This window comes from Micromonospora reichwaldensis (assembly GCF_031845925.1).
In the GTDB taxonomy this organism is placed as follows: domain Bacteria; phylum Actinomycetota; class Actinomycetes; order Mycobacteriales; family Micromonosporaceae; genus Micromonospora; species Micromonospora reichwaldensis.
In genome coordinates this window covers 78,523-101,612 of sequence record NZ_JAVRFL010000014.1, presented here as the reverse complement: position 1 = coordinate 101,612, position 23,090 = coordinate 78,523, and the positions used below count along the sequence as shown (strand labels likewise).

The window sequence follows — 23,090 nt, the reverse complement described above, 5'->3', positions numbered from 1 at the left end:
CTCCGGCCCACCCCTCCGCAGGTCACCGGCCCCTTCGTGGGGCCGCTTGCGCCGTGATCCTGGCTTGCACAGCAGGACCCGTGGATATCGACCCGGGTAAGCCGAGCAGAGCACCGCCCGACCCGCCAGCGTCCGAACGGGGTGTCACAAGATCCGCTTGACGTGGCGGGCAGGCTACTGGTTGGTAAGCCGCAGAACGGAGAGAGACCAGAATGTCCCCGCCAAAGATCCGCAAGGGATGGCTGATCGCCGCCATCCCGATCGCCCTATATTTGACGGCCCTTTTCGTCCCGCTCATTGCACCTTTCGCACGATATCCAATCTATTTCATCAAATGCGGCGGACGCCCTGTGGTGGCGACGGATTTCGCAGCGGCTCACACGTACCGTGCACCTGGCAGCGACGACTATGGCGTGGACTTTCTGGTGACAGATTTCTTTTGCACGGAGGCCGAGGCCCAGTCTGCAGGATTCAGTCGGAGCGATCTGCCAGCCCGGTGACTGAGCTGGGGTCGTTGCGCCCGGCCGCCGAGGGAACAGCGTTGCGCAGCCCCCGGCCTGGGCGGTTAGGCTGCGGCCATGACCAGCTCGCCCGCGTACCCGATGACGTCCTCCGACGTCCAGATCGGCGCGCGGCGACGCCGGCGGTTCCGCGACCGCCTGCGCTGAGTTCTTCTTCTCCTGCGACCGGCGGATCGAGCCGCCGGTCATCGTCGATCGTCCTCGGTCCGCCCGCATCCCCATCCGGTGATCCGCGCGGCGGATCCGAGCGAGATCGGCGTACCCATGGACCTTGAGAAACTGCTGGCCGACCGGCTGACGCCGGCGTTCGCGACGGTGGCCGGCGGGCCGGTGGATCCGGTCGTGCGGCGCTCTCAGCGCGCGGACTTCCAGTCCGATGCGGCGCTGGCGCTGGCCCGGCGGCTCGGCCGGCCGCCGCGCGCGATCGCCGCCGAGGTGCTGGACCTCGCGGAGCTGGCCGATCTGTGCAGCGCGGCGGAGGTCTCCGGGCCGGGCTTCCTGAACCTGACCGTCGCCGACGAAGCCCTGGGCGGGCTGGTCTCCGCGCTGGCCACCGACCCGCGGCTCGGGGTGCCACCGGTCACCGAGCCGGAGACGGTGGTGGTCGACTACTCGGCGCCGAACGTGGCGAAGGAGATGCACGTCGGGCACCTGCGGTCGACGGTGATCGGCGACGCGGCGGCCCGGCTGCTGGAGTGGCTGGGGCACCGGGTGCTGCGGGCCAACCACCTGGGTGACTGGGGTACGCCGTTCGGCATGCTGATCGAGCACCTGGTCGACCTGGGCGGGGCCGAGGCGGCGCGCGAGCTGTCCATGGGTGACCTGGACTCGTTCTACAAGGCGGCCCGGGTCGCGTTCGACGCGGATGAGGCGTTCCGGGAGCGGTCCCGGCGGCGGGTGGTGGCCCTGCAGAGCGGCGATCCGGCGACGCTGCGGCTGTGGCGGCTGCTGGTGGAGCAGTCCGAGCGGTACTTCATGACCGTCTACGACCTGCTCGACGTGACCCTCACCGAGCGGGACTTCCACGGTGAGAGCAGCTACAACGACCTGCTCGAACCGGTGGCCGAGGAGCTGGACCGCCTGGGGCTGCTGCGGGAGAGCGAGGGTGCGGCCTGCGTGTTTCCGCCCGGCTCGGTGGGCCGGGACGGCGAGCCGCTGCCGCTGATCGTCCGCAAGTCCGACGGCGGGTACGGCTACCCGGCAACCGACCTGGCGGCGATCCGGCACCGCACCGGCACGCTCGCCGCGACCCGGTTGCTCTACGTGGTCGGCCTGCCGCAGCGGCGGCACTTCGAGATGGTGTACGCCGCCGCCACGCAGGCCGGCTGGCTGGCCCCGCCGGCCCGGGCCGAGCACGTCGGGTTCGGGTCGATCCTCGGGCCGGACGGGCGGATGCTGCGCAGCAGGGCCGGCGGCTCGGTGAAGCTGGTCGGGCTGCTGGAGGAGGCGATCGTCCGAGCCACGGCGCTGGCCCGGGACCGGAACCCGGACCTGGGCGAGGTGGAGGCGGCCGAGGTGGGCCGGACGGTCGGCATCGGCGCGATCAAGTACGCCGACCTGTCCAGCGACCGGCACAAGGACTACGTGCTCGACTGGGAGCGGATGCTGTCGCTGGACGGCAACACCGCGCCCTATCTCCAGTACGCGTACTCGCGGATCCGGTCGATCTTCCGGCGGGCCGGGATGGCGGCCCGGCCGGAGGCGGCGATCTCGCTGGCCGATCCGGCCGAACGGGCGCTCGCCTTCGAGCTGGTCGGCTTCGGGACGGTGGTCGGCGAGGTGGCGGACAGCCTGGAGTTCCACCACCTAACCGGATACCTGTACCGGCTGGCCGTCGCGTTCAGCGCGTTCTACGAGCGCTGCCCGGTGCTGCGCGCCGACGGGCCGGTCCGGGAGAGCCGGCTGGCGCTCTGCGACGTGACCGCCCGGGTGCTCCGGCAGGGGTTGTACCTGCTCGGCATCAGGACTCCCGAACGCATGTGATCGGAACTGGGTAGCTGCGGCGTGATCGCCGCAGCCACCCGGGCCCTCGCTGTCGCCGTCAGCCGATCACGACAGGTACTTGGACACCACCCCGGCGTCGATGACCGCCTCCTCGCCGCCGGCGAGAGTGACCGAGCCGCTGTAGCCGTACTTGTTGCGGCCGCCGGTCTCGTTCAGGTAGTAGACCAGGTCGGAATCGGGCGAGGTGATGAAGCTGTACGGGTCGCGGACGTAGAACTCGCTGCGGTAGGTGCCCGGCCGCACCTGGGCGGTGTACGTGCCGTCCGGGTTCACGGTGGCCACCGCGGTGAATCCCTGGCCACCCACCACGATCTGGTAGATGCCCTCGTCGCCGGGGGGTGCACCGGGCTCGCCGGCGTCCCGGACGTTGTCCCGGTCGCTGTCGACCCAGACGATGCCCCGGACGGTCGCCGACTGCAGGACGGTGGCCCGGGTGCGCAGGGTGTTGTTGTCCAGGGTCGTCTCGGTCGAGGTGGTCGACAGGGTGGCGGTCAGGTCGAGGACGTCGCCGGGGTCTGCGCCCGAGATGGTGGCCGTGATGCCGAGCAGGGAGCTGTTCTCTCCTGGGCGCAGCGGCGCGTGGGTGCAGCGCCAGCCCGGCTGGCCTCCGGCGAGGTCGTCGCCGTAACCACAGGCCCAGCCCTCGTGGCTCTCGCCGTGCCGGACCGTGCCGGCGGGCAGCGGCACGGTGACGGTCAGGTCGCCGGAGGGAGAGGTGCCGTCGTTCGACACGACCGAATGCAGGCCGAACACCTCACCGTCGATCAACTCGTGGTCGCGCGGCTCGCTCGTGAACCTGACGTCCACGGTGCCGGGGATGTAGCGCAGGCTGGCCTGACCGGTGTTGTTGGCGGTGGACGACTCGCGACCGCCGGTGGCTGTCGCGCTCACCACGACCTGGTCGCCAACCGTGCCGGCGCCCACGCCGAACGGGATGCGCAGTGGTACCGCCGTCGCACCAGCCGCGAGCGGCGCGTGGGTGCAGGTGGCGGCGGGAGTCACGAGGGCGCACTGCCAGCTGGGTGGGACGGAGACCCCGTCGCCGAACCAGCTGCCGGCGGCGAGGGACACGACCAGGGTGACGTTCCCGCTGGCGTTGGTGCCCGCGTTGTGGAGGCCGACCGTCAGGGTCGAAGAGCCTCCGGTGTCAGGGACCTCGGTCGGGTCGACGCTAGCGGTGACGACCAGGTCGGCTCGGGCAGGTGCAGCGCTGGCGGGGGCCGTGGCGAGCAGACCCACCATGGTCAGTGCCAGTGCACTCCCCGCGAGCACACTGAGCCGGACGAGGCGGTGTCCAGGGTTTGCAGACATCGGATCCTTCCGTCGGAGGGATGACTCCGGGCCGACAGCCCGGCCGGGACGACAGGTTCGTTCCTGTTGTCCGTCTGCTGAGCGCCGCGAGATCGCTATCCGTTACCTCTCTGACACGGGTAGAGGTGACCTGCCGCGCCCAAGAGATCGACGCCGGCAGCGGCACCGCAGGTCACAGGGTGATGACCACCTTCGCCCGCGCGTGTTCACCTTCGAGGTACCGGATGGCCCGGGGCACCTCGCGCAGCGGGTAGGTCCGGTCGATGACCGGGGTGAGGCGGCCGGCCTCGGCGTGGGCGCGGAGCGTGTCGAGGTGCTGCCGGCTGGGCGCCGCGGTGAGGGTGACGATGCGCTGGCGGACGAGGGGCGCCAGCAGCCGCCCGCGCGCGAGGAGCCAGACCGGCCCGACGAGGCTGCCGCCGCCGTACACGCCGCCGCCGGAGAGCACCAGCGTCCCGGTCGGGGTCAGCGCCCGCCGGAGCGCCGAGAGCGAGCGGTTGCCGACCAGGTCGAACACGACGTCGTGGCGACGGTCGCCGCGGGTGAAGTCGTCGCGGGTGTAGTCGACGACGTGGTCGGCGCCGAGGGAGCGGACCAGGTCGACGTTGCGGGTGCTGCACACTGCGGTCACGGCCGCGCCGAGCGCCTTGGCCAGTTGGACGGCCAGGGTGCCGACGCCGCCGGAGGCGCCGTTGACGAGGACGCGGTGGCCGGGCTCGACCCGCCCGACGTCGCGCAGCCCCATGAGCGCGGTGACACCGGCCAGCGGCAGGGCGGCCGCCTGCTGCGGGGTCAGGTTCGCCGGCTTCGGCGCGACCAGGGTCGCGGGCACGCACACGTACTCGGCGAACGCGCCGTTGGCGTCGCCGAGGTCGCCGAAGACGGCGTCACCCGGGCGCACCTGTCGGACGTGGCTGCCGACGGCCTCGACCCGGCCGGCGAAGTCGCGGCCGCGGATGCGCGCGCGGGGCCGCGTCCGCCCCATCGCCAACCGCGCCATCCGCGGATCGCCACGCATGGCATGCCAGTCGTACGCGTTGAGCGCCGCGGCCTCGACCCGCACGAGCACTTCGTCGGCGGCGGGCACCGGCGCGTCGACGTCCGCGAGCGTGAGCGTCTCCGGCGGGCCGTACCGGTCCTGGACTATCGCCTTCATCTCTACCTCCCGCTAGGTGTACGCCGTACACCGAATGTAGGTGTACGGCGTACACCGGTCAAGGCGGTTAAGGTTTCCACCGCCGCCAGAAGACGAGGACCGAGATGGCTGAGCAGGCTGAGACGCTGCGCCGGACGCCGCTGAGCAGGGACCGGATCCTGCACGCCGCCGTCGCGCTCGCCGACGAGGCCGGGATCGAGTCCCTCAGCATGCGCAACCTCGCCCAGGATCTGGGCGTCGTGCCGATGGCCCTCTACAAGCACGTGGCCAACAAGGACGAACTGCTCGACGGCATGATCGACGTCGTCGTCGGCGAGATCGACCCGCCGGTGCCCGACGCCGACTGGAAGCACGCGGTCCGCAGCCGCATCCTCTCGGCACGGCAGGCGCTGCGGCGCCACCCCTGGGCGCCGCTCGCGATCGAGTCGCGGAACATGGCGACGCCGGCCGTCCTCGCGTACCTCGACTCGGTGGTCGGGACCCTCCGGGCCGGCGGGTTCTCCGCCGACCTCGCCCACCACGTGATGCACGCGATGGGCAGCCGGATCCTGGGCTTCAGTCAGGAGCTGTTCGACGCCTCCCGGCGCGCCGGCCGCTCCGGCACGGCCAGCTCAGACCCACCGCAGGCCTTCCCGCCGGAGGTCGCGGCCCGGTTCCCGCACCTCGCGGAGATCTCCACGGCCGCGTCCCACGACGACGCGTCGGTCGTGGGACAGGGCTGCGACGACCAGTTCGAGTTCGAGTTCGCGCTGGACCTGCTGCTGGACGGCATCGAACGGCTGCGACAGCAGAACTGGACGTCGTCGCGATCGGCTATCCGATGACCACGCCGTAGCGGCACCCGGTGTTGCTCGCCCCACGGCGGCAATCCCACGCCCGGACTGGGTAAGCCGAGAGGTGAGCCGTCTCGTCGCAGCCGGACCGGACCGAAGGGAAGAGCCTGATGCGTGGTGTCGTCCTGCACGCCCCCCGCGACGTACGGGTGGAGGAGCGCGAGGATCCGCGGATCCTCCTCCCGACCGACGCGATCATCCGCCTGTCCGCCACCTGCGTCTGCGGTTCGGACCTGTGGCCGTATCGCGGCATCGAGACGGTCCACGGGCCGTCCCCCATGGGCCACGAGTACGTCGGCGTCGTCCAGGAGGTCGGCGACGAGGTCAGGGAGATCAAGCCCGGCCAGTTCGTCGTCGGCTCCTTCTTCGCCTCCGACAACACCTGCCCCATCTGCCGCGCGGGCTACCAGTCCTCGTGCGTCCATCGGGAGCCGGTGGGCGGGCTGGGTGCCCAGGCGGAATACCTGCGCGTACCGCTGGCCGACGGCACCCTGGTCGCCACGCCCGACCTCCCTCCCGACGACCTGGTCCCGGCCCTGCTCGCGGCCTCCGACGTGCTCGGCACCGGCTGGTTCGGCGCGGTGGCCGCCGAGGTGGGCCCGGGCAAGACCGTCGCGGTCGTCGGCGACGGCGCGGTGGGTCTGCTCGCCGTGCTGGCGGCCCGGCGGCTCGGCGCGGAACGCGTCATCGCGGTCAGCCGGCACGAGCCCCGCCAGAAGCTGGCGACCCACTACGGCGCCACCGACATCGTCACCGAGCGCGGCGACGACGGCGTGGCCCGGATCAAGGACCTGACCGACGGCCTCGGCGCGCACTCGGTCATCGAGGCGGTCGGCACCCAGGAGTCGATGTTGCAGGCCATCCGCTCCACCCGGGCGGGAGGGCACGTCGGCTACGTCGGCGTCGCCCACGACGTCGAACTGCCCGGCGAGGAGCTGTTCTTCTCCCACGTGCACCTGCACGGCGGCCCCGCCCCGGTGCGTCGCTTCCTGCCCGAGCTGATCGACCTGATCTACCAGCGCGAGATCGACCCCGGCCGGGTCTTCGACCTCACCCTCCCCCTCGACCAGGCCGCCGAGGGGTACCGGGCCATGGACGAGCGCCGGGCCATCAAGGTACTGCTCAATCCCTGAGCGACCGGACCGGTGGGCCGTTCCGCGCCGGAACGGCCCACCGCGTGGGGCCGACCGCTCAGGGGGTGTACGGCGCGTCCGTGTGGCTGATCTCGACGAGCCGGCTGCCGCTGAGTTCGTAGACGGCCGTACGCCGCACGGCGACCTCCGCCGAGGACGCGTCCTCGGGGCGGGTCAGGTAGACCACCGTCGCCCGGCGCGACGTGATCGAGACCGAATCGACGGGCGTACGGTCGCCGATGTCGACCATGGTGACGTAGACGGGCTTACCGTCGATGTTGCCGTACATCACGATCTGCCAGAACTTGCCGGTCCCGCCGCCGTCCATCAGCACCGGGACCACCGCGTCGGCCGCGTCATCGCCGGTCAGGTCCCCGATGGCGCACGGCTGTTGCATGTGGACGACGGTGCCGTCCTCGCCGGACCACATGCCGTCGACCAGCGGGATCGGATCCGGGTAGCCGTTGTACCGCTCGGATCCGTTACCGAGCACGGCGGTCTTGAGCTGCGCGCAGGTGAGGGCCCGGAGCGTGGCGGGCGCTCCGGACGTGTCGGGTACGGCCGAGGGCGCCGGGTTGGCCGGGTCCGCTGTCCCGTCGTCCACGCTGACGGTGCTGCCTGTCGGCTGCGCCGAGGCAGCCGGGTCCGGGTCGTCCGCCGGCGTGTTGATCGTGACGCATCCGCTCAGCGCCGCCACCAGGGCGAGTGCCGCGACGGGCAGCAGGGTCCTCCGCATTGATCTTCCCTCTCCTTGTGTGGCCCGGAGCGTAGTGCGCCTCCGCCACGGCCGGCAGCCGGCGGTCGGCAGATGGTCCACAGTGGAGCAAAGAGGGCCACCGGGAAGAGGAGCAAGGAAAGCCGCCCGTCGTCGCCACTCCCGCCCCCCGGGGCCGGCAACCGGCTCAGGTGGACGGACCGCCGTGCTGGTCGAGCCTGTCGCGGAGCGTGCCGGCGAAGCCCTCGGCTGTGGCGAGCTGGTCGCGCAGCGCGCTGACGCGTGCGGTGGCGGCGGTGTGGAACATGCCGAGCCGGTCGAGCAGGGCCGCCCGGTTGGCGCCCTCGGCCGTGTCGAGGGCGTCGAGGACGCCGAGCAGGTCGCGCATCTCGTCGAGGGTGAAGCCGAGCGGCTTCATCCGCTTGACCACGGCGAGCCGGTCGAGGTCGGGTGCCGTGTAGAGGCGGAAACCCCCGTCGCTGCGGGCCGACGGGACGATCAGGCCGACGTCCTCGTAGTGCCGGATGGTGCGGATGCTCAGCCCGACCCGCTCGGCAACCTCGCCGATCTGCATCAGCCGCCCTCCGACCGGGCCGGGGGCGGACGCCGAAGCCGGGCCGGGGGCGGACGCCGAAGCCGGCCCGGGGGCGGGTGTCGGCCCGGCCGTGCGGTGGTCGGGGGCCATCAGTGGCCGACGCCGAGCCGGCCGGCGAGGGTGCCGTGGATGTCCGCGCTGGGGCGGTTCAGCTCGACGATCTCCACGGTCTTGCCGCGGGCGGCGTACCTGGTGGTGACGGCGTCGAGGGCGGCCACGGAGGAGGCGTCCCAGACGTGGGCGTGCGTCATGTCGATGACCACGCTGTCGGGGTCGTTGGCATAGTCGAACTGCCCGACCAGGTCGTTGCTGGAGGCGAAGAACAGCTCGCCGTGCACCGAGTAGATCCGGGTGGTCCCCTCGGGGTCGAGGACGCTGGTCACCTCCACCAGGTGGGCGACCCGCCGGGCGAAGACGACCATCGCGGTGAGCACGCCGGCGACGACGCCGACGGCGAGGTTGTGGGTGGCCAGCGTGGTGACGACGGTGGTCACCATGACGATCGTCTCGCCGTACGGCATCCGCCTGAGCGTGGCCGGGGCGACCGAGTGCCAGTCGAACGTCGACACCGCGACGATGACCATCACGGCGACCAGGGCGGCCATCGGGATCACCGCGACCACGTCGCCGAGCGCGACAACCAGGATCAGCAGGAAGACACCGGCCAGGAAGGTCGACAGCCGCGTACGGGCGCCGGACGCCTTCACGTTGATCATCGTCTGACCGATCATCGCGCAGCCGCCCATGCCGCCGAAGAACCCGGTGACGATGTTCGCCACGCCCTGCCCCCACGACTCCCGGGTCTTGCTGGAGGGGGTGTCGGTGATGTCGTCGACCAGCTTCGCGGTCATCAACGACTCCATCAGCCCGACCAGCGCGATGCCCAGGGCGTACGGGGCGATCAGGGTCAGGGTGTCCATGGTCCAGGGGACCTGCGGCAGGCCGAGCGTGGGCAGGCTGTCCGGCAACGCCCCCTCGTCGCCCACGGTCGGCACCGTCGCGTGGGTGGCCACGGTGACCACGGTCAGCACCACGATGGCGACCAGCGGCGCCGGGACGGCCCGGGTGAGGCGGGGCAGCCCCACCATGATCGCCAGCGCGACCGCCGCGAGCGGGTACACCAACCACGGCACCCCGATCAGGTGCGGCACCTGGGCGACGAAGATCAGGATGGCCAGGGCGTTGACGAAGCCGACCATCACGCTGCGCGGGATGAACCGCATCAGCTTCGCCACCCCGAGCACCGCCAGCAGGATCTGGATCGCGCCGCCGAGGATCACCGCGGCGATCAGGTGGTCGAGGCCGTGCTCCTTGGCGAGGGGCGCCACGACCAGGGCGACCGCCCCGGTGGCGGCGGAGATCATCGCCGGCCGCCCGCCGCAGATCGCGATGGTCACGGCCATCGTGAACGAGGCGAAGAGGCCCACCCGGGGATCGACCCCGGCCAGGATCGAGAAGGAGATCGCCTCCGGGATCAACGCCAGGGCGACGACCAGGCCGGCGAGGACCTCGGTGCGGAACACCCTCGGCGACAGCCAGGACGGCCGGGGCAGGCGCGGGCGGGAGACCAGGGACGACACAGAGGACATACAGCCATTTCCACTCGGGGGGCGCGCACCACGCCCACCCGGCGGAGACGGGTGGGTCGGGGTCGCATCGCGTACGGACGCAGAAGCGCCGTCGTCGCCCGGTCACCGGGGTCGCACGGCGTGGCGAACCCTACTCTTCCGTCACGGAAGAGTTCCCATTCGCGTGGCGAGCGTCACGACCGGTGGGCCACCGCGCGCCCTGCCCTCCCGCGCCCGGCGGCGGTCAGGTCGGCCCGGCGCCCGGGGCCGGGACCGCCTGCTCGGCGGCGCGGCTCACCTCTTCCCAACCGGCCCACACGTCCATGCGTCGCTTGGAGATGTCGAAGGCGAGGTCGTAGACCATGCTGCCCAGCAGCAGCCGCAGCGGCGGGTCGTCGCTGGCGACGAGCTTCATCAGCGCCTCGGCGGCCAGCCGGGGTTCGCTGTCGATCGACCCTTCCGCCCACTGTCGCGCCAACTCCTCCCGCAGCGGGTCGTAGGCGGGGTTCGGGGCGGCCGCCGTGCTGCTGGTGTAGAGGTCGGTCCAGTAGCCGCCCGGCTGGACGATGGTGACCTTGACGCCGAAGCCGGCGGCCTCGGCGGCCAGCGCCTCGCTCATGCCCTCCAGCGCGAACTTGCTCGCGCTGTAGAGCCCCGTGCTGGGGAAGCCGCCTAGGGCACCGATGCTGGAGACCTGCACGACGTGCCCGCCGCCCTGGGCGCGCAGGTGCGGCAGGACGGCCTGGCTGACCCAGAGCGCGCCGAAGAAGTTGAGGTCCAGCTGGGCGCGGGCCTCGGCCTCGGTGAACTCCTCGACCATGCCCATGTAGAGCGCCCCGGCGTTGTTCACGACGACGTCGAGCCGGCCGAAGTGCCGTACCGCCTCCTCGACGACGTCGAGGACCGCCGCGCGGTCCGTGACGTCGAGGCGCAGCGCCAGCAGGCGGTCGGAGTGCCGGGCGGCCAGGTCGTCGAGCGGCGAGACGTCCCGGGCCGCGCCGACGACCCGGTCGCCGGCGGCGAGCGCGGCCTCGGTGAAGGCGCGGCCGAGGCCACGGCTGGCCCCGGTGACGAACCAGACCCGCGGTGCGGCGGTGGCTGAGGCTTCCATGGGGACTCCCTCCCTAACGAGACGGACCGTCTCGTCTTGTTGACGAGAGTGACCCTACCCGATCGGGCCCCACTGTCAAGACGGACCGTCTCGTCTCATCCTCTTGCTAGATTGGGCCCGTGCCCACGCAGAAGGTCGCCCCCGACTCCAGCCGTCGCAGCGAGACGGCACGCCGTGCCATCCTCACTGCCGCCTTCGACCTCGTCGGCGACGTGGGCTACGCGAAACTCAGCATCGAGGGCATCGCCGCCGCCGCCGGCGTCGGCAAGCAGACGATCTACCGCTGGTGGCCCTCGAAGGGCGCCCTGCTGTTCGACGCCTTCCTCGCGCTCACGACCGACGGCGGGCAGGACGGCCAGGGCGGCGCCCTACCGGACACCGGCGACCTGGCCGCCGACCTGAAGCTGGTCCTGCGGGCCGTCGTCGACGAGCTGAACGACCCGCGCTACGACCTGCCCATGCGCGCCCTGCACACCGAGATCGTCCACGACCCCGCCCTGGCCGCCGACTACGCGAAGCGGCTGGACGGGCCCATGCGGGAGCTGAAGAAGGAACGCCTGCGCGCCGCCCGGCGTGCGGGGCAGCTCGCCGAGGACGTCGACCTCGACGTGGCCGTCGACCTGATCTTCGGGCCGATCCTCAACCGGTGGCTCCAGCGCACCGGCCCGCTGACGCACGGGTACGCCGACCAGGTGGTGGACACGGCGTTGCGCGGCCTGCGGCCCCACGAGGCGTAGCCCTCGCCTCGCCGGGCGGACACAACACCGGGCCCCCGGTCGTCGTTGATCCGGTCGTACGCGCCCCGCCGCGACGACGGTGCGGGCACCGACCGTGGAGGAGGCACGCCGATGACCAGTCAGCGCGAGACCGTGGAGGTCGACCCGGTCCTGTTCCGTGCCGTCTACGACTCGCCCGCCTCGCTGCCCGGCAGGCACCGGTGGACGACCCCGGAGTCGGACGTACGGCGGATCGAGAAGCTGCTCGGCATGCCGCTGCGCAGCATCGGCGCCCCGCTCTGGGTCAGCGGCGACGAGCCGGACTGCCCGAAGTGCGGCCGCCGGGTGAACTGGTACGACATCGTCTCCTCCGCCCTCTCCGGCGTGCACGACCGGATGATGATCGCGACGGTCATCCTCGGCGACCGCAGGTACGTCAACACCGAGGTCCCGGACGCGATCGCCGGGGTGCGCTGCACCGACTGCCGCACCGCGATCGAGGGGCTGCGCAGCTTCAAGTGCCACAACTGGGCGTACGCCTTCGAGGCGCTGGAGACCGTCCGGCAGCGGATGTCGGGCGCGTCAGTCGTCGGCCGTCAGCCCGCGGGCGAACCGCAGCCCGGGGCGCCCGTCGAGTGACACCTCGCCCACCTGCGTGAACCCGGTACGCCGGAGCACCGCGAGCGAGCCCGCGTTGTCCAGCGTGGTCCCGGCGGTCAGCCGGCGCAGCCCGTACGCCCGGCGGGCCAGTGCCACGACGCGGCGGACGCCGTCGGTCGCCACCCCGCGCCCGGCGGCCCGCTCGGCCACCCGGTAGCCCAGCTCGGCCTCGCCGTCGGCGACGTCGACCAGGTTGAACCGGCCCAGCACCGTCCCGTCCGGCTCCACCAGGACGTGGAAGTGGCAGGTGCCGCCCTCCTGCTCGGCGAGTAGCCCCGCGTGCCGCGCGGCGAAGTCGGCGAAGTACGCGTCGCCCCGGTCCGGCACCGACCGCGCGAACCACTCCCGGTTCTCCCGTTCGAAGCGCAGCAGCGCGTCGGCGTGGTGGGCGGCGAGCCGCTCGAGTTCGGACACCGCGCCACCCTACCCAGGTGTAAGGAAGGGCCCCTTCCTATCGCGTACGCGATAGGAAGGGGCCCTTCCTTACACCTCAGCGGCGGGTGGGGCGGCGGCCGGGCGGGGAGGGCGGCTCCGGCCCCGGGTCGGGCACCTCGGGCATCGGGCGGGTGACCGGCCCGGCTCCGGTGACCCGGAGCGGCTCGCCGTGGTGCCACACCTCGATACCGGTTTCCGGGTCGGCGTCCGGCAGCTCGTAGCGGGCCTCGTCGGCGGTGAGGGTGACCCGCAGCCGGTGACCGTGCCAGCGCAGGTGGAACGCGAGCCGGTCGATCGCCGCCGGCAGCCGGGGGTCGAAGGAGAGCACCCCCCGGTCGTCGCGCATCCCGCCGAAGCCCTGCACGAGGGCCAGCCACGCCCCACCCAGCGACGCCAGGTGCAGCCCGTCGCCGGTCTTGTCGCCGAGGTCCGCCAGGTCCTGGAGCACCGACTCGGCGAACAGGTCGTACGCCAGGTCGAGGTGCCCGACCTCGGCGGCGAGCACGGCCTGCGGGGAGGCCGACAGCGACGAGTCCCGCACGGTCCGCGCCTCGTAGTAGGCGAAGTTGCGGGCCTTCTCGTCGGCCGTGAACTCCCCCGGGCAGCGCTGCATGGCGAGCACCAGGTCGGCCTGCTTGACCACCTGCCTGCGGTACAGCTCCAGGTAGGGAAAGTGCAGCAGCAGCGGGTAGTCGTCCTCGGAGGTGTCCGCGAAGTCCCACTCCGGCTGCTCGGTGAAGCCGGCCGACTGCTGGTGCACCCCCCGCTTGCGGTCGTACGGGACGAATACCGCGTCGGCCGCGGCGCGCCAGGCCGACACCTCGGCCGCCTCGACCCCGAGCCGGGCCGCCGCCTCGGGGTGCCGCTCGGCGGCGTCGGCGGCCCCGCGCAGGTTGCGCCGGGCCATCAGGTTGGTGAAGACGTTGTCGTTGACCAGGGCGCTGTACTCGTCGGGGCCGGTCACGCCGTGCAGGTGGAAGGTGCCGGTGTCGGACCAGTGGCCGAAGCCGTGCCAGAGCCGGGCCGTCTCGACCAGCAGTTCCAGCCCGGGCCCGGCGAGGAACTCCTCGTCGCCGGCGGCGGCGGCGTAGCGCAGCACCGCGTCGGCGATGTCGGCGTTGAGGTGCAGCCCGGCCGTGCCGGCCGGCCAGTAGCCGGAGCACTCCTGCCCGCCGAGGGTCCGCCACGGGAAGGTCGCCCCGGTCAGCCGCAGCTCCGCCGCGCGCTCGCGGGCCTCCGGCAGGTGGGCGTGCCGCCAGCGCAGCGCCGAGCGGGCCAGCGGCGGGTCGAGGTAGGTCAGCACGGGCAGGACGTAGCCCTCCGTGTCCCAGAGCACGTGCCCGTCGTAGCCGTTGCCGGTCAGGCCCTTGGCGGGAATGGTCCGGTCGCCGTCCGCCCGGCCCGCCTGGAGCAGGTGGAACACCGAGAACCGGATGGCCTGCTGGAGTTCGTCGTCGCCGTCGAGCTGCACGTCGGCGGTCTGCCAGGCGGCGTCCAGCGCCGCGCGTTGGCCGGTCAGCAGGGCCTCGAAGCCCTCCGCGCGGGCCGCGTCGGCCTCCGCGACGACCAGGCGGGCCAGCTCCTGCGGGGGCAGGCCGTCCACCGGGGTGCACTCGTACGCGGCGAACTTGGTCAGTCGCAGCCGCTCGCCGGCGCGCAGCGTCCCGGTCAGCGTGAGGCGTAGCCGGTCGGGGGTGCAGTCGACGCCGGGGGCGAAGCCGTCCGGGGCGTGCACGTCGTGCGCGACGGCGACGGCGACCCGCTGGCCGCTGTGCCCGGTGCGGTGGACGAGGACGCCGTCGTGCCCGTCGGAGTGCCGGTACTCGGCGGTCAGCGGGTCGGTGATCACGGAGGCGGCGCGGGGGTCGTCGGCGCGCTCGGGCACCCGCTCGTTGGCGAGCAGGTCGGCGCAGACCCGCACCTCGACGGTGCCGTCCAACGGCTCGACGGACCACCGGACGGCGGCCACCGGACGCCGGGGCAGGGAGACCAGCCGGACGCTGCGGACGCGTACGCCGTGCCCGGCCGGCGAGATCCACTCGGTGTGCCGCTCGACCACGCCAGCGCGCAGGTCGAGCACCCGCTCGTGGGTGCGCAGGGTGCCGGTGCGCACGTCCAGCGGTTCGCCGTCGACCCAGAGGCGGATCAGGGCGGCGTTCGGCGCGCTGATCACCGTGTCGCTGAACTGCGGGAAGGCGTACCCGTCCTCGGGGTAGTCGAGCTCGCGCCGCTCGTGGAAGCCGTTGAGGTAGGTGCCGGGCATGCCGTATGGCGTGCCCTCGTCCAGGGTGCCGCGCCAGCCGACCCAGCCGTTGCCCAACGCGAAGATCGACTCGGTCTCGGCGAGGCGGTCCATGTCCGCCTGCGTACGCCGGATCCGCCAGGCCTCGTCGCCCCCTGCGACCTGCCCGGTCGGCGGCCGATCGGTGATGGGGGTTTCGTGCACAGCGCCTCCAGGAAAGTCCGACGTACCGGGTCAATCGAAGCAGATGGGGCTGAGAGGTCGCTGAGACGAAAGTCGGGGCCACCACCCGACCAATGCACACTGCGCCCGACTTCCAGGTATTCCAGGGTTGTCTGGGAGCTAAACGAGGTATGAACGATCCGTGAGGTGAATCATGGTTGATACGGACACGCCGGATGTTCCGAAGGTCAGTGTCGAGTGGTACCAGGACATCGTCGACTTCGCCGCCGACACCCCGCAACCGGTGCAGTGGTTCGCCGAGCACTTCACCGAGGGCGCGATCCTGCTGCTCGGCGCGCTGTGGCTGATCGCGGCCGTGTCCCGGCTCGGGGGCGGGCCGCGCGACCGCGCGTACGCCCTGGTGTCGCCGGCGCCGGTGGTGCTCGCGTACGGGTTCAGCGAGCTGCTGAAGACGGTGGTGGACCAGGAACGCCCCTGCCGGGCGATCGCCACCGAACTCGCCATCATCGCCGGCGAGTGCCCGCCGACGGGCGACTGGTCGTTCCCCAGCAACCACGCCACGATCGCGGGCGGCCTGGCGGTGGCGACGCTGCTGCTGTCCCGCCGGGTCGGCCTGGTGGCGCTGCCGCTGGCGGCGCTGGCCGCGTTCTCCCGCACCTTCGTCGGCGTGCACTACCCGCACGACGTGGTCGCCGGTGTCCTGCTCGGCGCCCTGTTCGCCGCGCTGCTCACCCCGCTGTTCGCCCGCCCCGCCGCCGGGCTGCTGCACCGCCGCGCCCGCCAGGCCGAGCGCCCTGTCCGCGATCCGGCCACCCCGACGTCCCGCCGCTGACCGCTCACGGGACGCGGAACCGGCCCGGACGGAGGGCCTGCGCGGACGGGAGGCCCGCCCGCACGGAGGGCCTGCGCGGACGGGAGGCCCGCCCGACCCGGAGAGGAGCGCGGGCGGCCTGCGCGCGCACGGATCAGAGCAGGACGAGGGCGGCGAGGGCGCCGAGGACGAGGAACGGGCCGAAGGGGAGGTGGCTGCGCCAGCCGACGCGGCGGGCGGCCAGCAGCGCGACGCCGACCGCCCCGGAGAGCAGCAGGGCGAGCACCAGCCCGGCCACGGGAACCGCCCAGCCGTACCAGCCCAGCAACGCGCCGACGCCGAGCGCCAGCTTGGCGTCGCCGAGGCCGAAGCCGCGCCGGCCGAGCAGCAGCGTGGTGGTGGCGAAGAAGAGCGCCAGCGCGACGCCGGCCACGGTGGCGCGCAGCCACGGGGCCGGGCCGGCCCCGGCGAGGGCGGCCAGCCCCAGCAGCAGCCAGGTCCCGGCCGCGGCGGGCCAGGTGAGCCGGTCCGGCAGCCGGCACACGGCCGCGTCGACGAGGACCAGCGGGATCGCCCAGCCCAGCCACCAGGCCGTGGCGACCAGCACGGCGGCGGGCGGCCCGAGCAGCACCAGCACTCCGACGGCCGCCGCGAGGGCGAGTTCCACCGTGCCGGGCGGCGGGCCGACGCGCGCCCCGCACCGCCCGCACCGCGCCGTCGGGCCCAGCGCCGGCCAGGGCCGGGCCAGCCCGACCGGGGCGCCGCACGCGTCGCACCCGGTCCGGGTCGCCACCCCCGGCGGTACGGCGTGCCGGATCACGGCGAGCCGGAGCGCCGGGGCGAGCGCGAGCACGGCGAGCAGCCGCGCCCCGCGCGCGGCGACCTTCGGTGCGGTCGGCTCCGCCACCGCCGGCGGCCCGGTCAGCGCCACGATCGCCTCCGGAGGCCGGCACCGGCGGCAACCACGGAGGGTAGCGCCATGAACGCCTGCCGGTAACGGGCGGAACAGCCCGCACCCCCACCCCGAAATGCGCGGCGTCGGGCGGGGAAATGGCGCATCCATATAGACGGGAATCCCATCCTGTCGGAATAGTGATGCCCCGGCCCGGGGGACGGATCGGACCAGATGCCACGTCCGGGACACGCACCGCCCGCCTCGACCATGCCCCGCCCACCGCGCGCGCTTCCCACCCCGCCGCCCCACCGATTCCCGCCGGCTGACCCGCCCGCACCGGTTCCGACCACCCGCCGCCACCACCTGTCATCACTCACGGTGTTCACACGAATTGCCTCTGTTGCATTGGCGAGCGTCAGCCTATGCTCGCCCCTTGGGTGCGGTGCAACCCACAGCGAAAAGACAGGACGACGCGGGACAACGCTTTTGTAGAGATCCGTAACGGCAAATGCGTCGGCGCTTTCCGACAGGTCCGGACGACCCCGTCCGGTCACGCCGCCGCATGCCCGGAGGCCGCCGAGACCGGCCCCGGGTCGCCACCGAGGAGGCACGACGTGCGCGGACGGCGGTTCGGCCGGTGGGCAACCTGCCTGCTCGCCATCGCGGCGCTCGGGGTGGCCCCGGCCTGCGGCGCCGAGCCCGGACCGACCCCCCGGGCGGCGACCGCAGGGGACGCCCCCGCCCCCACCCACCGGGCCGCCGACGAGCAGGCGGCGAGAAAGGCGGCGCTGGCCGCGTATGCCGGATATCTCGCCGCCTCCCGCAAGGCGAGCGGGCGCGGCGACCCCCACGACCCGGAGCTGTCCCGGTTCCTCGCCGACCCGCTGCTGACCCGGGTCCGGCTGACCATCCGCAAGGCGAAGGAGCACGGCGCGATGCGTACCGGCACGTTGGTCTCCGACCCGACCGTGACCTCGGTGAGCCTGGATTCGAGCCCGCCCACCGTGGAGATCCAGGACTGCCTGGACGCCACCGGCTACCGGCTGGTCTACGCCAGGGACAAGCGGGTCGTGCCCGGCACCGGCGGAACGCGGCACCTGGCCACCGCCACCGCCACCCGCTACCCGGACGGCCGCTGGCTGATCAGCGCCGGCGCCGCCCACGAGGACCTGCCGTGCTGACGCGGGCGGGACGGGACGCCGGGGCGGCCTGCGTCCGTACCGCCGGGGCCGCTCGCGTCCGTACCGCCGACGGTGGTGGCCGGGCTGGGACGGCCCGCCGGTCGCTCGCGGGCGCCGGCCTGGCCCTGCTGCTGGCGCTCGGGGCGGCCGTGCCCGCGATCGCCGCAGGACGCGCGGACCCCGGCGCGGAGTGCCCGCCGGGGCAGAGCGACTGCAGCGTCTGGGACGACGATCCCGGCACCCCGGGCGGCCCCGGCGGCGGTGGGGACGACGGCGGGGGCGGCGACTCGGGCGGCGGGGGCGGCGCCGCCAAGTGCCAGTGGAACGGCCGCACCGTCAAGTGCTACGACAGCGTGCTCGGCTGGTTCAACAACGGCGACGGCTGCTACTACAAGCTCGCCGAACCGCAGCCCGAGGCCCCCGAGGGCCAGCAGTGGTACGTGCGCACCTGCAACGGCGGCGACCTCGGCTCCCAGACCACGGTCCTGCGCGACGCCCCGCCGCCCGGCTTCGGCGCGCCGCCCGACCCGGAGGAACTCGCCCGGCGGGCCCTGGCCAAGATCACCATCGCGGCGCCCCGGATCGCGGTCGCCCCCCGCCGCAGCAACGGTCCCGGCCTGGTCGGGCTGCCGGTCTGGATGTGGGGCCGCAACGACGACCGGAAGTACTTCGGGCCGACCCAGCGGGCCTCGGAGAGCGAGCGGGGCCTGACCGTACGGATCACGGCGAAGTTCGACCGGATCGTCTGGAACATGGGCAACGGCCGCAAGGTCACCTGCTCCGGCGCCGGTACGCCGTACCGGGCCGACGGCCCGCTCGCCGGCCGCCCCTCCCCCGACTGCGGCTACCAGGGCTACCCGAAGGCCGGCGACTACCGGGTGCGGGCCACGACCTACTGGACGGTGACCTGGGAGGGCGGCGGCCAGAGCGGCGTCATCCCGGTCAACCGGACCACGGGAACGGTCCCGGTCCGAATCAACGAACTACAGGTGGTGGCCCAGTGAGCGCGAGGAGTGAGCCGATCCTGCGAGCCCCGCAGTCGCGAACGGAGATGGTCCGGTGAGTGTGGCGACCCGGAACGGAACCGGGCCGGTGGACGCGCCGGTCGCCCCGCCCCGGGTGGTGCGGCAGCGCCGGATGCGGCCCGGGCTGCTCGGCCTGGCCGTGCTGCTGATCGCCCTCGGCGGCCTGGGGGCGGCGTTCGCGGTCACCTCCGTACGCGCCACCGGCAGCTACCTGGCGGTGGCCCGGCCGGTCGAGGTCGGCCGGCAGGTCAGCGCCGACGACCTGGTCCCGGTGCAGGTGGCCGGCGGCCAAGGGCTGTCGCCGGTGCCCGCCGGCCGGCTCGACGAGGTGGTCGGCAAGCGGGCCGCCGTGTCGCTGACCCCCGGCACGCTGCTGACCATGGCGCAGCTCACCGACGACCCGCTGCTCGGGCCCGGCCAGCAGCAGCTCGCACTGGGCCTGAACCCCGCCGAGGTGCCCGCCCGCAGGCTCCACCCCGGCGACAGGATCCTGCTGGTGAGCACGCCGGACGGGAACGACGACCGCCCCGCGGGCGCCGCCACCCGGTTCGAGGCGACGGTCATCGACGCCGTCACCTCGGACGACGACGACGAGGTGGTGGTCTACCTGGCGCTCGCCGTCCGGGACGTGCCGGCCGTCGTCGCGCTGTCCAGTCAGGAGCGGATCGCCCTCGTACTGATCGAGGCGGCCTGAGGATGGCGATCATCGCGCTGGTGTCGGCGAAGGGCTCCCCGGGCGTCACCACCGCCGCCCTGGCCTGCGCCCTGACCTGGCACCGGCGGCTGGTGCTCGCCGAGTGCGACCCGGCCGGCGGGTCGATTCTCGCCGGCTACCTGGGCGGCGCGCTCGACGGCCCCCGGGGCATCGGCGAGCTGGCGGTCGGCGAGTTGCGCGACGGCAACCTGGAGTCGGCGTTCTGGTCGCAACTGGTCGACCTGGACGCGCCGAAGCGGGAGCGGCTGCTGCTGCCCGGCGTCGTCGATCCCGCCCAGGCCGGCAGCGTCATCCCGCTCTGGCAGCGGTTCGCCGACTTCTTCGGCAGCCTGGAGTCCGGCGACCCGCCGTACGACGTGGTGGTGGACTGCGGGCGGCTGCACGTCGTCGGTCCACCGTGGCCGATCCTGCGCGCCGCCTCGGTGGTGCTGCTGGTCAGCGGCGCCCGGCTCCCCGACCTCTCCGGCACCCGTGCCATGGCCAGGACGATCGAGCGGGACTTCGCCGAGCACCGGGTGCCGCCGGGCACCCTGCGGCTGCTGCTGGTCGGCGACGGCCACGGCAACGGCGAGGTCAGCAAGGCGCTGCGGCTGCCGGTGATCGCCCGGATGCCGCACGATCCGCGTACGGCCGAGGTGCTCGGCCTGGGCGGCACCGTGCGGGCCGGTCGGCCCCTGATGCGCGCGGCCGGGGCCCTGGAGGTGCCGGTCGGGGCGCTGCTGGAACGCCGGCGCGCCCGGCTGACCTGGCCCGTGCCGCAGGGGGTGCCGGATGCGGTTTGAACCGGTCTCCGGCGACCCGCGCCGGCAGCCCCCCGGCGCCACCTCGACCGCCCCGCCGCTGGCCCCGCCCAACGGGCGCCACCATCCCCTCCCGGTGCCGGTCACCGCGCCGCGGCCCGAGCCGCCGCCCCGGCCCCGGGTCGACTTCCAGGTGGTCCGCGAGCTGCGCCGGGAACTCAGCGAGCGGCTGGCCCTGTGGCAGCGCGGCCGGGAGTTCACCGTCGACGAGGAGGACACCGAGCGCGCCCGGCTCGCGGTGACGGTGGTGGCCGAGTACGCGGACGCGGTGCGCCGGGCCGGCACCCCGATGGCGGCCGGCGAGGAGCGGCTCCTGCTCGACCAGGTGACCGCCGAACTGGCCGGGCTCGGCCGCCTCCAGACGCTGCTGGTCGACGACACCATCGAGGAGGTGCACATCCTCGGCTGCGACCAGGTGCGCGTCACCCGCCACGGCGGCGGGGTCGACTGGGTGGAGCCGATCGCCGACAGCGACGACGAGCTGGTGGAGATCCTCCAGGCGGCGGCCCGCCGGGCCGGGGCCACCGAACGCTCGCTGTCGACGTCCAAGCCGACGCTCGACCTGCAACTGCCCGACGGCAGCCGGCTCGCGGCGGTGTTCCTGGTCAGCCACCGCCCGTACGCGGTGATCCGCAAGCACAACACCCTCGACGTGAGCCTCGACGACCTCGCCGGGGCCAGGGGCGACCTGGACGAGATGATCGACCCGCTGGTGCGCGACTTCCTCCGCGCGTCCATGCGCGCCGGGCTGAACATCATGGTGGCCGGCCTCGCGGGCGCCGGGAAAACGACCGTGATCCGGGCGCTCATGGACGAGATCCCGGCCGACGAGCCGTACGTGCTGCTGGAGGAGAGCCGCGAGCTGCTGCCGGCCCGCCGCCGGCTCAAGCACCGGGCGGTGATGAGCTTCGAGGCCCGGGAGGGGCACGGCGAACGCGGGGCGGACGGCCGCCCGGCCGGCGAGGTGAGCATCGCCGACCTGATCCCGGTCTCCCTGCGGATGGGCGTGCTGCGGATCATCGTCGGCGAGGTCCGGTCCCGGGAGATCGTCCCGATGCTCCAGGCCATGACGACCAGCCGCGGCTCGATGTGCACCATCCACGCCCGTACGCCCGCCGGGGTCAGCGAGCGGATCATCGAGCTGGCGCTCGCGCACGGCCGGGAGATGACCGTCGACCAGGCCCGCCGGATGGCCGGCAACGCGCTCGACCTGATCGTCTACGTCACCGTCGAGGACGAGACCGCGATCGGCGGGCGCAAGCACCGCTTCGTCTCGCACGTCGAGGAGGTCATCGGCGTCGGCGACGGCAACCGGATCACCACCACCCAGGTGTTCGGGCCCGGGCCGGACGGGCGGGCCGTGCCCCGGCACCTGCCCGAGCGGGTGCGCGCCCAGCTCCTCCGGGTCGGCTACGACGCCCGGCTGCTCACCCGGTGGATCGAGGCCGGCACGGGCGCGTGGCGGCGGCCCCGGCAGACCCGGCTCGGGCGGCGGTGACCGGAGGTGCTCGACAACGTCGAACTCGTCGCGGTGGCCTCCGGTGCCGCCTGCGTGGCCGGGCTGCTGCTGGCGGTCGTCGCGCTGGTCGGCACCCGCCGGCCGCCCGGTGGCCCGGGCGCCGGCCGTGGGCTCGACCGGCTCTGGAAGGGCCCGGGCGCCACCCCGCGCGAGCAGCGGGCCCACCAGGCGCTGCTGGTCGCCGCCCTGGTCGCGGGTGCGCTGGCCTTCCTGGTCACCGGCCTGCCGGTCGTCGGCCTGCTGGTCGCGGTGGCCGTCCCGGGCACCCCGTGGCTGTTCTCCGTCGGCAAGGCCGAGCAGCGGGCCATCGCCCGCATCGAGGCGGTCGGCGAGTGGACCCGCCGACTCAAGGACGTCTCCGCCACCGGCCAGGGACTCCAGCAGACGATCATCGGGACGGTCGCCACCGCGCCCGAGGAGATCCAGGAGGAGGTACGGCTGCTCGCCGCCCGCCTCCAGGCCGGTTGGCTGGCCCGCTCCGCGCTGCTCGCCTTCGCCGACGAGATCGGCGATCCGGTCTGCGACCAGGTGGTGGCGGCGCTGATCCTGCACGTGACCGACCGGGGCGAACGCCTCGGCGACGTGCTCGGCTCGATCGCCGGGGCGGCGGCGGCCGAGGTGGCCACCCGCCGGGAGATCGAGGCGAAGCGCACCCAGCCCCGGTTCGCGGTCCGCTTCCTCACCGGGATGACCCTGGCCACTGTCGCGTACGGGCTGCTCAACACCGAGTACGTCAGCCCGTACGGCACGCCCTTCGGGCAGCTCGTGATGGCGACGCTCGGCGCGGCCTTCGTCGGCCTGCTGGCCTGGGTGCGGTCGATGAGCCAGCCCCGCCGGCCGGCCCGCTTCCTGCCGTCCCCGGATCCGGAGGAGGTGGCCCCGTGAGCGCGAGGAGTGAGCTTGCGAGCCCCGCAGTCGCGAACGAAAGGCGGGCCCCGTGAGCGCGAGGAGTGAGCTTGCG

At 73.5% G+C, this 23,090-nt stretch carries 20 protein-coding genes and 1 pseudogene; 12 read left to right on the top strand and 9 right to left on the bottom strand.

Annotated features, from left to right (window positions below; all coding sequences use genetic code 11):
* Positions 1-785 precede the first annotated feature (785 nt).
* Positions 786-2,504 (top strand): arginine--tRNA ligase, encoded by a 1,719-nt coding sequence (argS, locus tag RM555_RS14225; RefSeq protein ID WP_311412173.1) that lies wholly within the window; start codon positions 786-788, stop codon positions 2,502-2,504.
* A gap of 66 nt (positions 2,505-2,570) precedes the next feature.
* Here argS and RM555_RS14220 read toward each other — a convergent pair whose 3' ends face one another.
* A complete protein-coding gene (locus tag RM555_RS14220) occupies positions 2,571-3,836 on the bottom strand; it encodes a hypothetical protein (RefSeq protein ID WP_311412172.1) in 1,266 nt (421 codons plus the stop codon).
* Between the two features lie 172 nt (positions 3,837-4,008).
* Positions 4,009-4,992 carry an NAD(P)-dependent alcohol dehydrogenase gene (locus RM555_RS14215; protein WP_311412171.1) on the bottom strand — a complete coding sequence of 328 codons (984 nt, stop codon included), beginning with the start codon at positions 4,990-4,992 and terminating at the stop codon, positions 4,009-4,011.
* Between the two features lie 104 nt (positions 4,993-5,096).
* Between RM555_RS14215 and RM555_RS14210 the strand changes: the two genes are divergently transcribed.
* Together RM555_RS14210 and RM555_RS14205 are read left to right on the top strand one after the other, a co-directional pair.
* A complete protein-coding gene (locus tag RM555_RS14210; RefSeq protein ID WP_311412170.1) occupies positions 5,097-5,816 on the top strand; it encodes a TetR/AcrR family transcriptional regulator in 720 nt (239 codons plus the stop codon).
* A gap of 119 nt (positions 5,817-5,935) precedes the next feature.
* Positions 5,936-6,958: a zinc-dependent alcohol dehydrogenase family protein gene (locus tag RM555_RS14205; RefSeq protein ID WP_311412169.1), complete on the top strand. Its 1,023-nt coding sequence runs from the start codon at positions 5,936-5,938 to the stop codon at positions 6,956-6,958.
* 58 nt (positions 6,959-7,016) lie between these two features.
* On the opposite strand, the gene RM555_RS14200 is transcribed toward RM555_RS14205, so the two are convergent.
* The 4 genes from RM555_RS14200 to RM555_RS14185 form a co-directional block, all read right to left on the bottom strand.
* The gene (locus RM555_RS14200) at positions 7,017-7,694 is read right to left on the bottom strand and encodes a hypothetical protein (protein ID WP_311412168.1); all 678 of its coding nucleotides are present in this window, start codon (positions 7,692-7,694) and stop codon (positions 7,017-7,019) included.
* Positions 7,695-7,860: 166 nt separating this feature from the next.
* Positions 7,861-8,358 carry a MerR family transcriptional regulator gene (locus tag RM555_RS14195; RefSeq protein ID WP_396888773.1) on the bottom strand — a complete coding sequence of 166 codons (498 nt, stop codon included), beginning with the start codon at positions 8,356-8,358 and terminating at the stop codon, positions 7,861-7,863.
* Complete coding sequence (locus tag RM555_RS14190; protein WP_311412166.1) at positions 8,358-9,857, bottom strand: SulP family inorganic anion transporter; 1,500 nt, start codon at positions 9,855-9,857, stop codon at positions 8,358-8,360. The genes RM555_RS14195 and RM555_RS14190 overlap by 1 nt, the downstream gene beginning before the upstream one ends.
* A 223-nt stretch (positions 9,858-10,080) precedes the next feature.
* Positions 10,081-10,947, bottom strand: a complete 867-nt coding sequence (locus tag RM555_RS14185) for an SDR family oxidoreductase (RefSeq protein ID WP_311412165.1) — start codon at positions 10,945-10,947, stop codon at positions 10,081-10,083.
* Between the two features lie 119 nt (positions 10,948-11,066).
* Here RM555_RS14185 and RM555_RS14180 point away from each other — a divergent pair, with 119 nt between their 5' ends.
* Positions 11,067-11,684 carry a TetR/AcrR family transcriptional regulator gene (locus RM555_RS14180; RefSeq protein WP_311412164.1) on the top strand — a complete coding sequence of 206 codons (618 nt, stop codon included), beginning with the start codon at positions 11,067-11,069 and terminating at the stop codon, positions 11,682-11,684.
* Positions 11,685-11,795: 111 nt separating this feature from the next.
* On the top strand, positions 11,796-12,302 hold the full coding sequence (locus RM555_RS14175; RefSeq protein ID WP_132232336.1) for a hypothetical protein: 507 nt from the start codon (positions 11,796-11,798) through the stop codon (positions 12,300-12,302).
* Here RM555_RS14175 and RM555_RS14170 read toward each other — a convergent pair.
* Entirely contained in the window at positions 12,246-12,737 is a 492-nt protein-coding gene (locus tag RM555_RS14170) for a GNAT family N-acetyltransferase (protein ID WP_311412163.1), read from the bottom strand. The two genes, RM555_RS14175 and RM555_RS14170, sit on opposite strands and share 57 nt — an antisense overlap.
* Before the next feature lie 76 nt (positions 12,738-12,813).
* Positions 12,814-15,114 (bottom strand): glycoside hydrolase family 65 protein, encoded by a 2,301-nt coding sequence (locus RM555_RS14165; protein WP_311412238.1) that lies wholly within the window; start codon positions 15,112-15,114, stop codon positions 12,814-12,816.
* A 262-nt stretch (positions 15,115-15,376) separates the two neighbouring features.
* Between RM555_RS14165 and RM555_RS14160 the strand changes: the two genes are divergently transcribed.
* Complete coding sequence (locus RM555_RS14160; RefSeq protein ID WP_311412162.1) at positions 15,377-16,015, top strand: phosphatase PAP2 family protein; 639 nt, start codon at positions 15,377-15,379, stop codon at positions 16,013-16,015.
* Between the two features lie 133 nt (positions 16,016-16,148).
* Here RM555_RS14160 and RM555_RS14155 read toward each other — a convergent pair whose 3' ends face one another.
* Entirely contained in the window at positions 16,149-16,901 is a 753-nt protein-coding gene (locus RM555_RS14155; protein ID WP_311412237.1) for an A24 family peptidase, read from the bottom strand.
* 602 nt (positions 16,902-17,503) lie between these two features.
* Between RM555_RS14155 and RM555_RS14150 the strand changes: the two genes are divergently transcribed.
* The 6 genes and pseudogenes from RM555_RS14150 (at position 17,504) to RM555_RS14125 (ending at position 23,014) form a co-directional block, all read left to right on the top strand.
* Positions 17,504-18,070: a hypothetical protein gene (locus tag RM555_RS14150; protein WP_396888772.1), complete on the top strand. Its 567-nt coding sequence runs from the start codon at positions 17,504-17,506 to the stop codon at positions 18,068-18,070.
* Between the two features lie 119 nt (positions 18,071-18,189).
* On the top strand, positions 18,190-19,074 hold the full coding sequence (locus tag RM555_RS14145; RefSeq protein ID WP_396888778.1) for a hypothetical protein: 885 nt from the start codon (positions 18,190-18,192) through the stop codon (positions 19,072-19,074).
* Between the two features lie 55 nt (positions 19,075-19,129).
* Positions 19,130-19,789: an SAF domain-containing protein gene (locus RM555_RS14140; RefSeq protein WP_311412161.1), complete on the top strand. Its 660-nt coding sequence runs from the start codon at positions 19,130-19,132 to the stop codon at positions 19,787-19,789.
* A 2-nt stretch (positions 19,790-19,791) separates the two neighbouring features.
* Positions 19,792-20,592, top strand: coding sequence for a ParA family protein (locus tag RM555_RS14135; RefSeq protein WP_311412160.1), 801 nt, complete (start codon positions 19,792-19,794; stop codon positions 20,590-20,592).
* Positions 20,582-22,108 carry a CpaF family protein gene (locus RM555_RS14130; RefSeq protein ID WP_311412159.1) on the top strand — a complete coding sequence of 509 codons (1,527 nt, stop codon included), beginning with the start codon at positions 20,582-20,584 and terminating at the stop codon, positions 22,106-22,108. Before RM555_RS14135 ends, RM555_RS14130 begins: the two co-directional genes overlap by 11 nt.
* A pseudogene (locus tag RM555_RS14125) lies at positions 22,069-23,014 on the top strand (type II secretion system F family protein). The gene RM555_RS14130 and the pseudogene RM555_RS14125 overlap by 40 nt, the downstream one beginning before the upstream one ends.
* Positions 23,015-23,090: the final 76 nt, after the last annotated feature.

Coding starts and splice junctions, on each gene's coding strand:
- argS (WP_311412173.1), top strand. CDS start 786: ATGGACCTTGAGAAACTGCTGGCCGACCGGCTGACGCCGGCGTTCGCG.
- RM555_RS14220 (WP_311412172.1), bottom strand. CDS start 3,836: ATGTCTGCAAACCCTGGACACCGCCTCGTCCGGCTCAGTGTGCTCGCG.
- RM555_RS14215 (WP_311412171.1), bottom strand. CDS start 4,992: ATGAAGGCGATAGTCCAGGACCGGTACGGCCCGCCGGAGACGCTCACG.
- RM555_RS14210 (WP_311412170.1), top strand. CDS start 5,097: ATGGCTGAGCAGGCTGAGACGCTGCGCCGGACGCCGCTGAGCAGGGAC.
- RM555_RS14205 (WP_311412169.1), top strand. CDS start 5,936: ATGCGTGGTGTCGTCCTGCACGCCCCCCGCGACGTACGGGTGGAGGAG.
- RM555_RS14200 (WP_311412168.1), bottom strand. CDS start 7,694: ATGCGGAGGACCCTGCTGCCCGTCGCGGCACTCGCCCTGGTGGCGGCG.
- RM555_RS14195 (WP_396888773.1), bottom strand. CDS start 8,358: ATGGCCCCCGACCACCGCACGGCCGGGCCGACACCCGCCCCCGGGCCG.
- RM555_RS14190 (WP_311412166.1), bottom strand. CDS start 9,857: ATGTCCTCTGTGTCGTCCCTGGTCTCCCGCCCGCGCCTGCCCCGGCCG.
- RM555_RS14185 (WP_311412165.1), bottom strand. CDS start 10,947: ATGGAAGCCTCAGCCACCGCCGCACCGCGGGTCTGGTTCGTCACCGGG.
- RM555_RS14175 (WP_132232336.1), top strand. CDS start 11,796: ATGACCAGTCAGCGCGAGACCGTGGAGGTCGACCCGGTCCTGTTCCGT.
- RM555_RS14165 (WP_311412238.1), bottom strand. CDS start 15,114: ATGGACCGCCTCGCCGAGACCGAGTCGATCTTCGCGTTGGGCAACGGC.
- RM555_RS14160 (WP_311412162.1), top strand. CDS start 15,377: ATGGTTGATACGGACACGCCGGATGTTCCGAAGGTCAGTGTCGAGTGG.
- RM555_RS14135 (WP_311412160.1), top strand. CDS start 19,792: ATGGCGATCATCGCGCTGGTGTCGGCGAAGGGCTCCCCGGGCGTCACC.
- RM555_RS14130 (WP_311412159.1), top strand. CDS start 20,582: ATGCGGTTTGAACCGGTCTCCGGCGACCCGCGCCGGCAGCCCCCCGGC.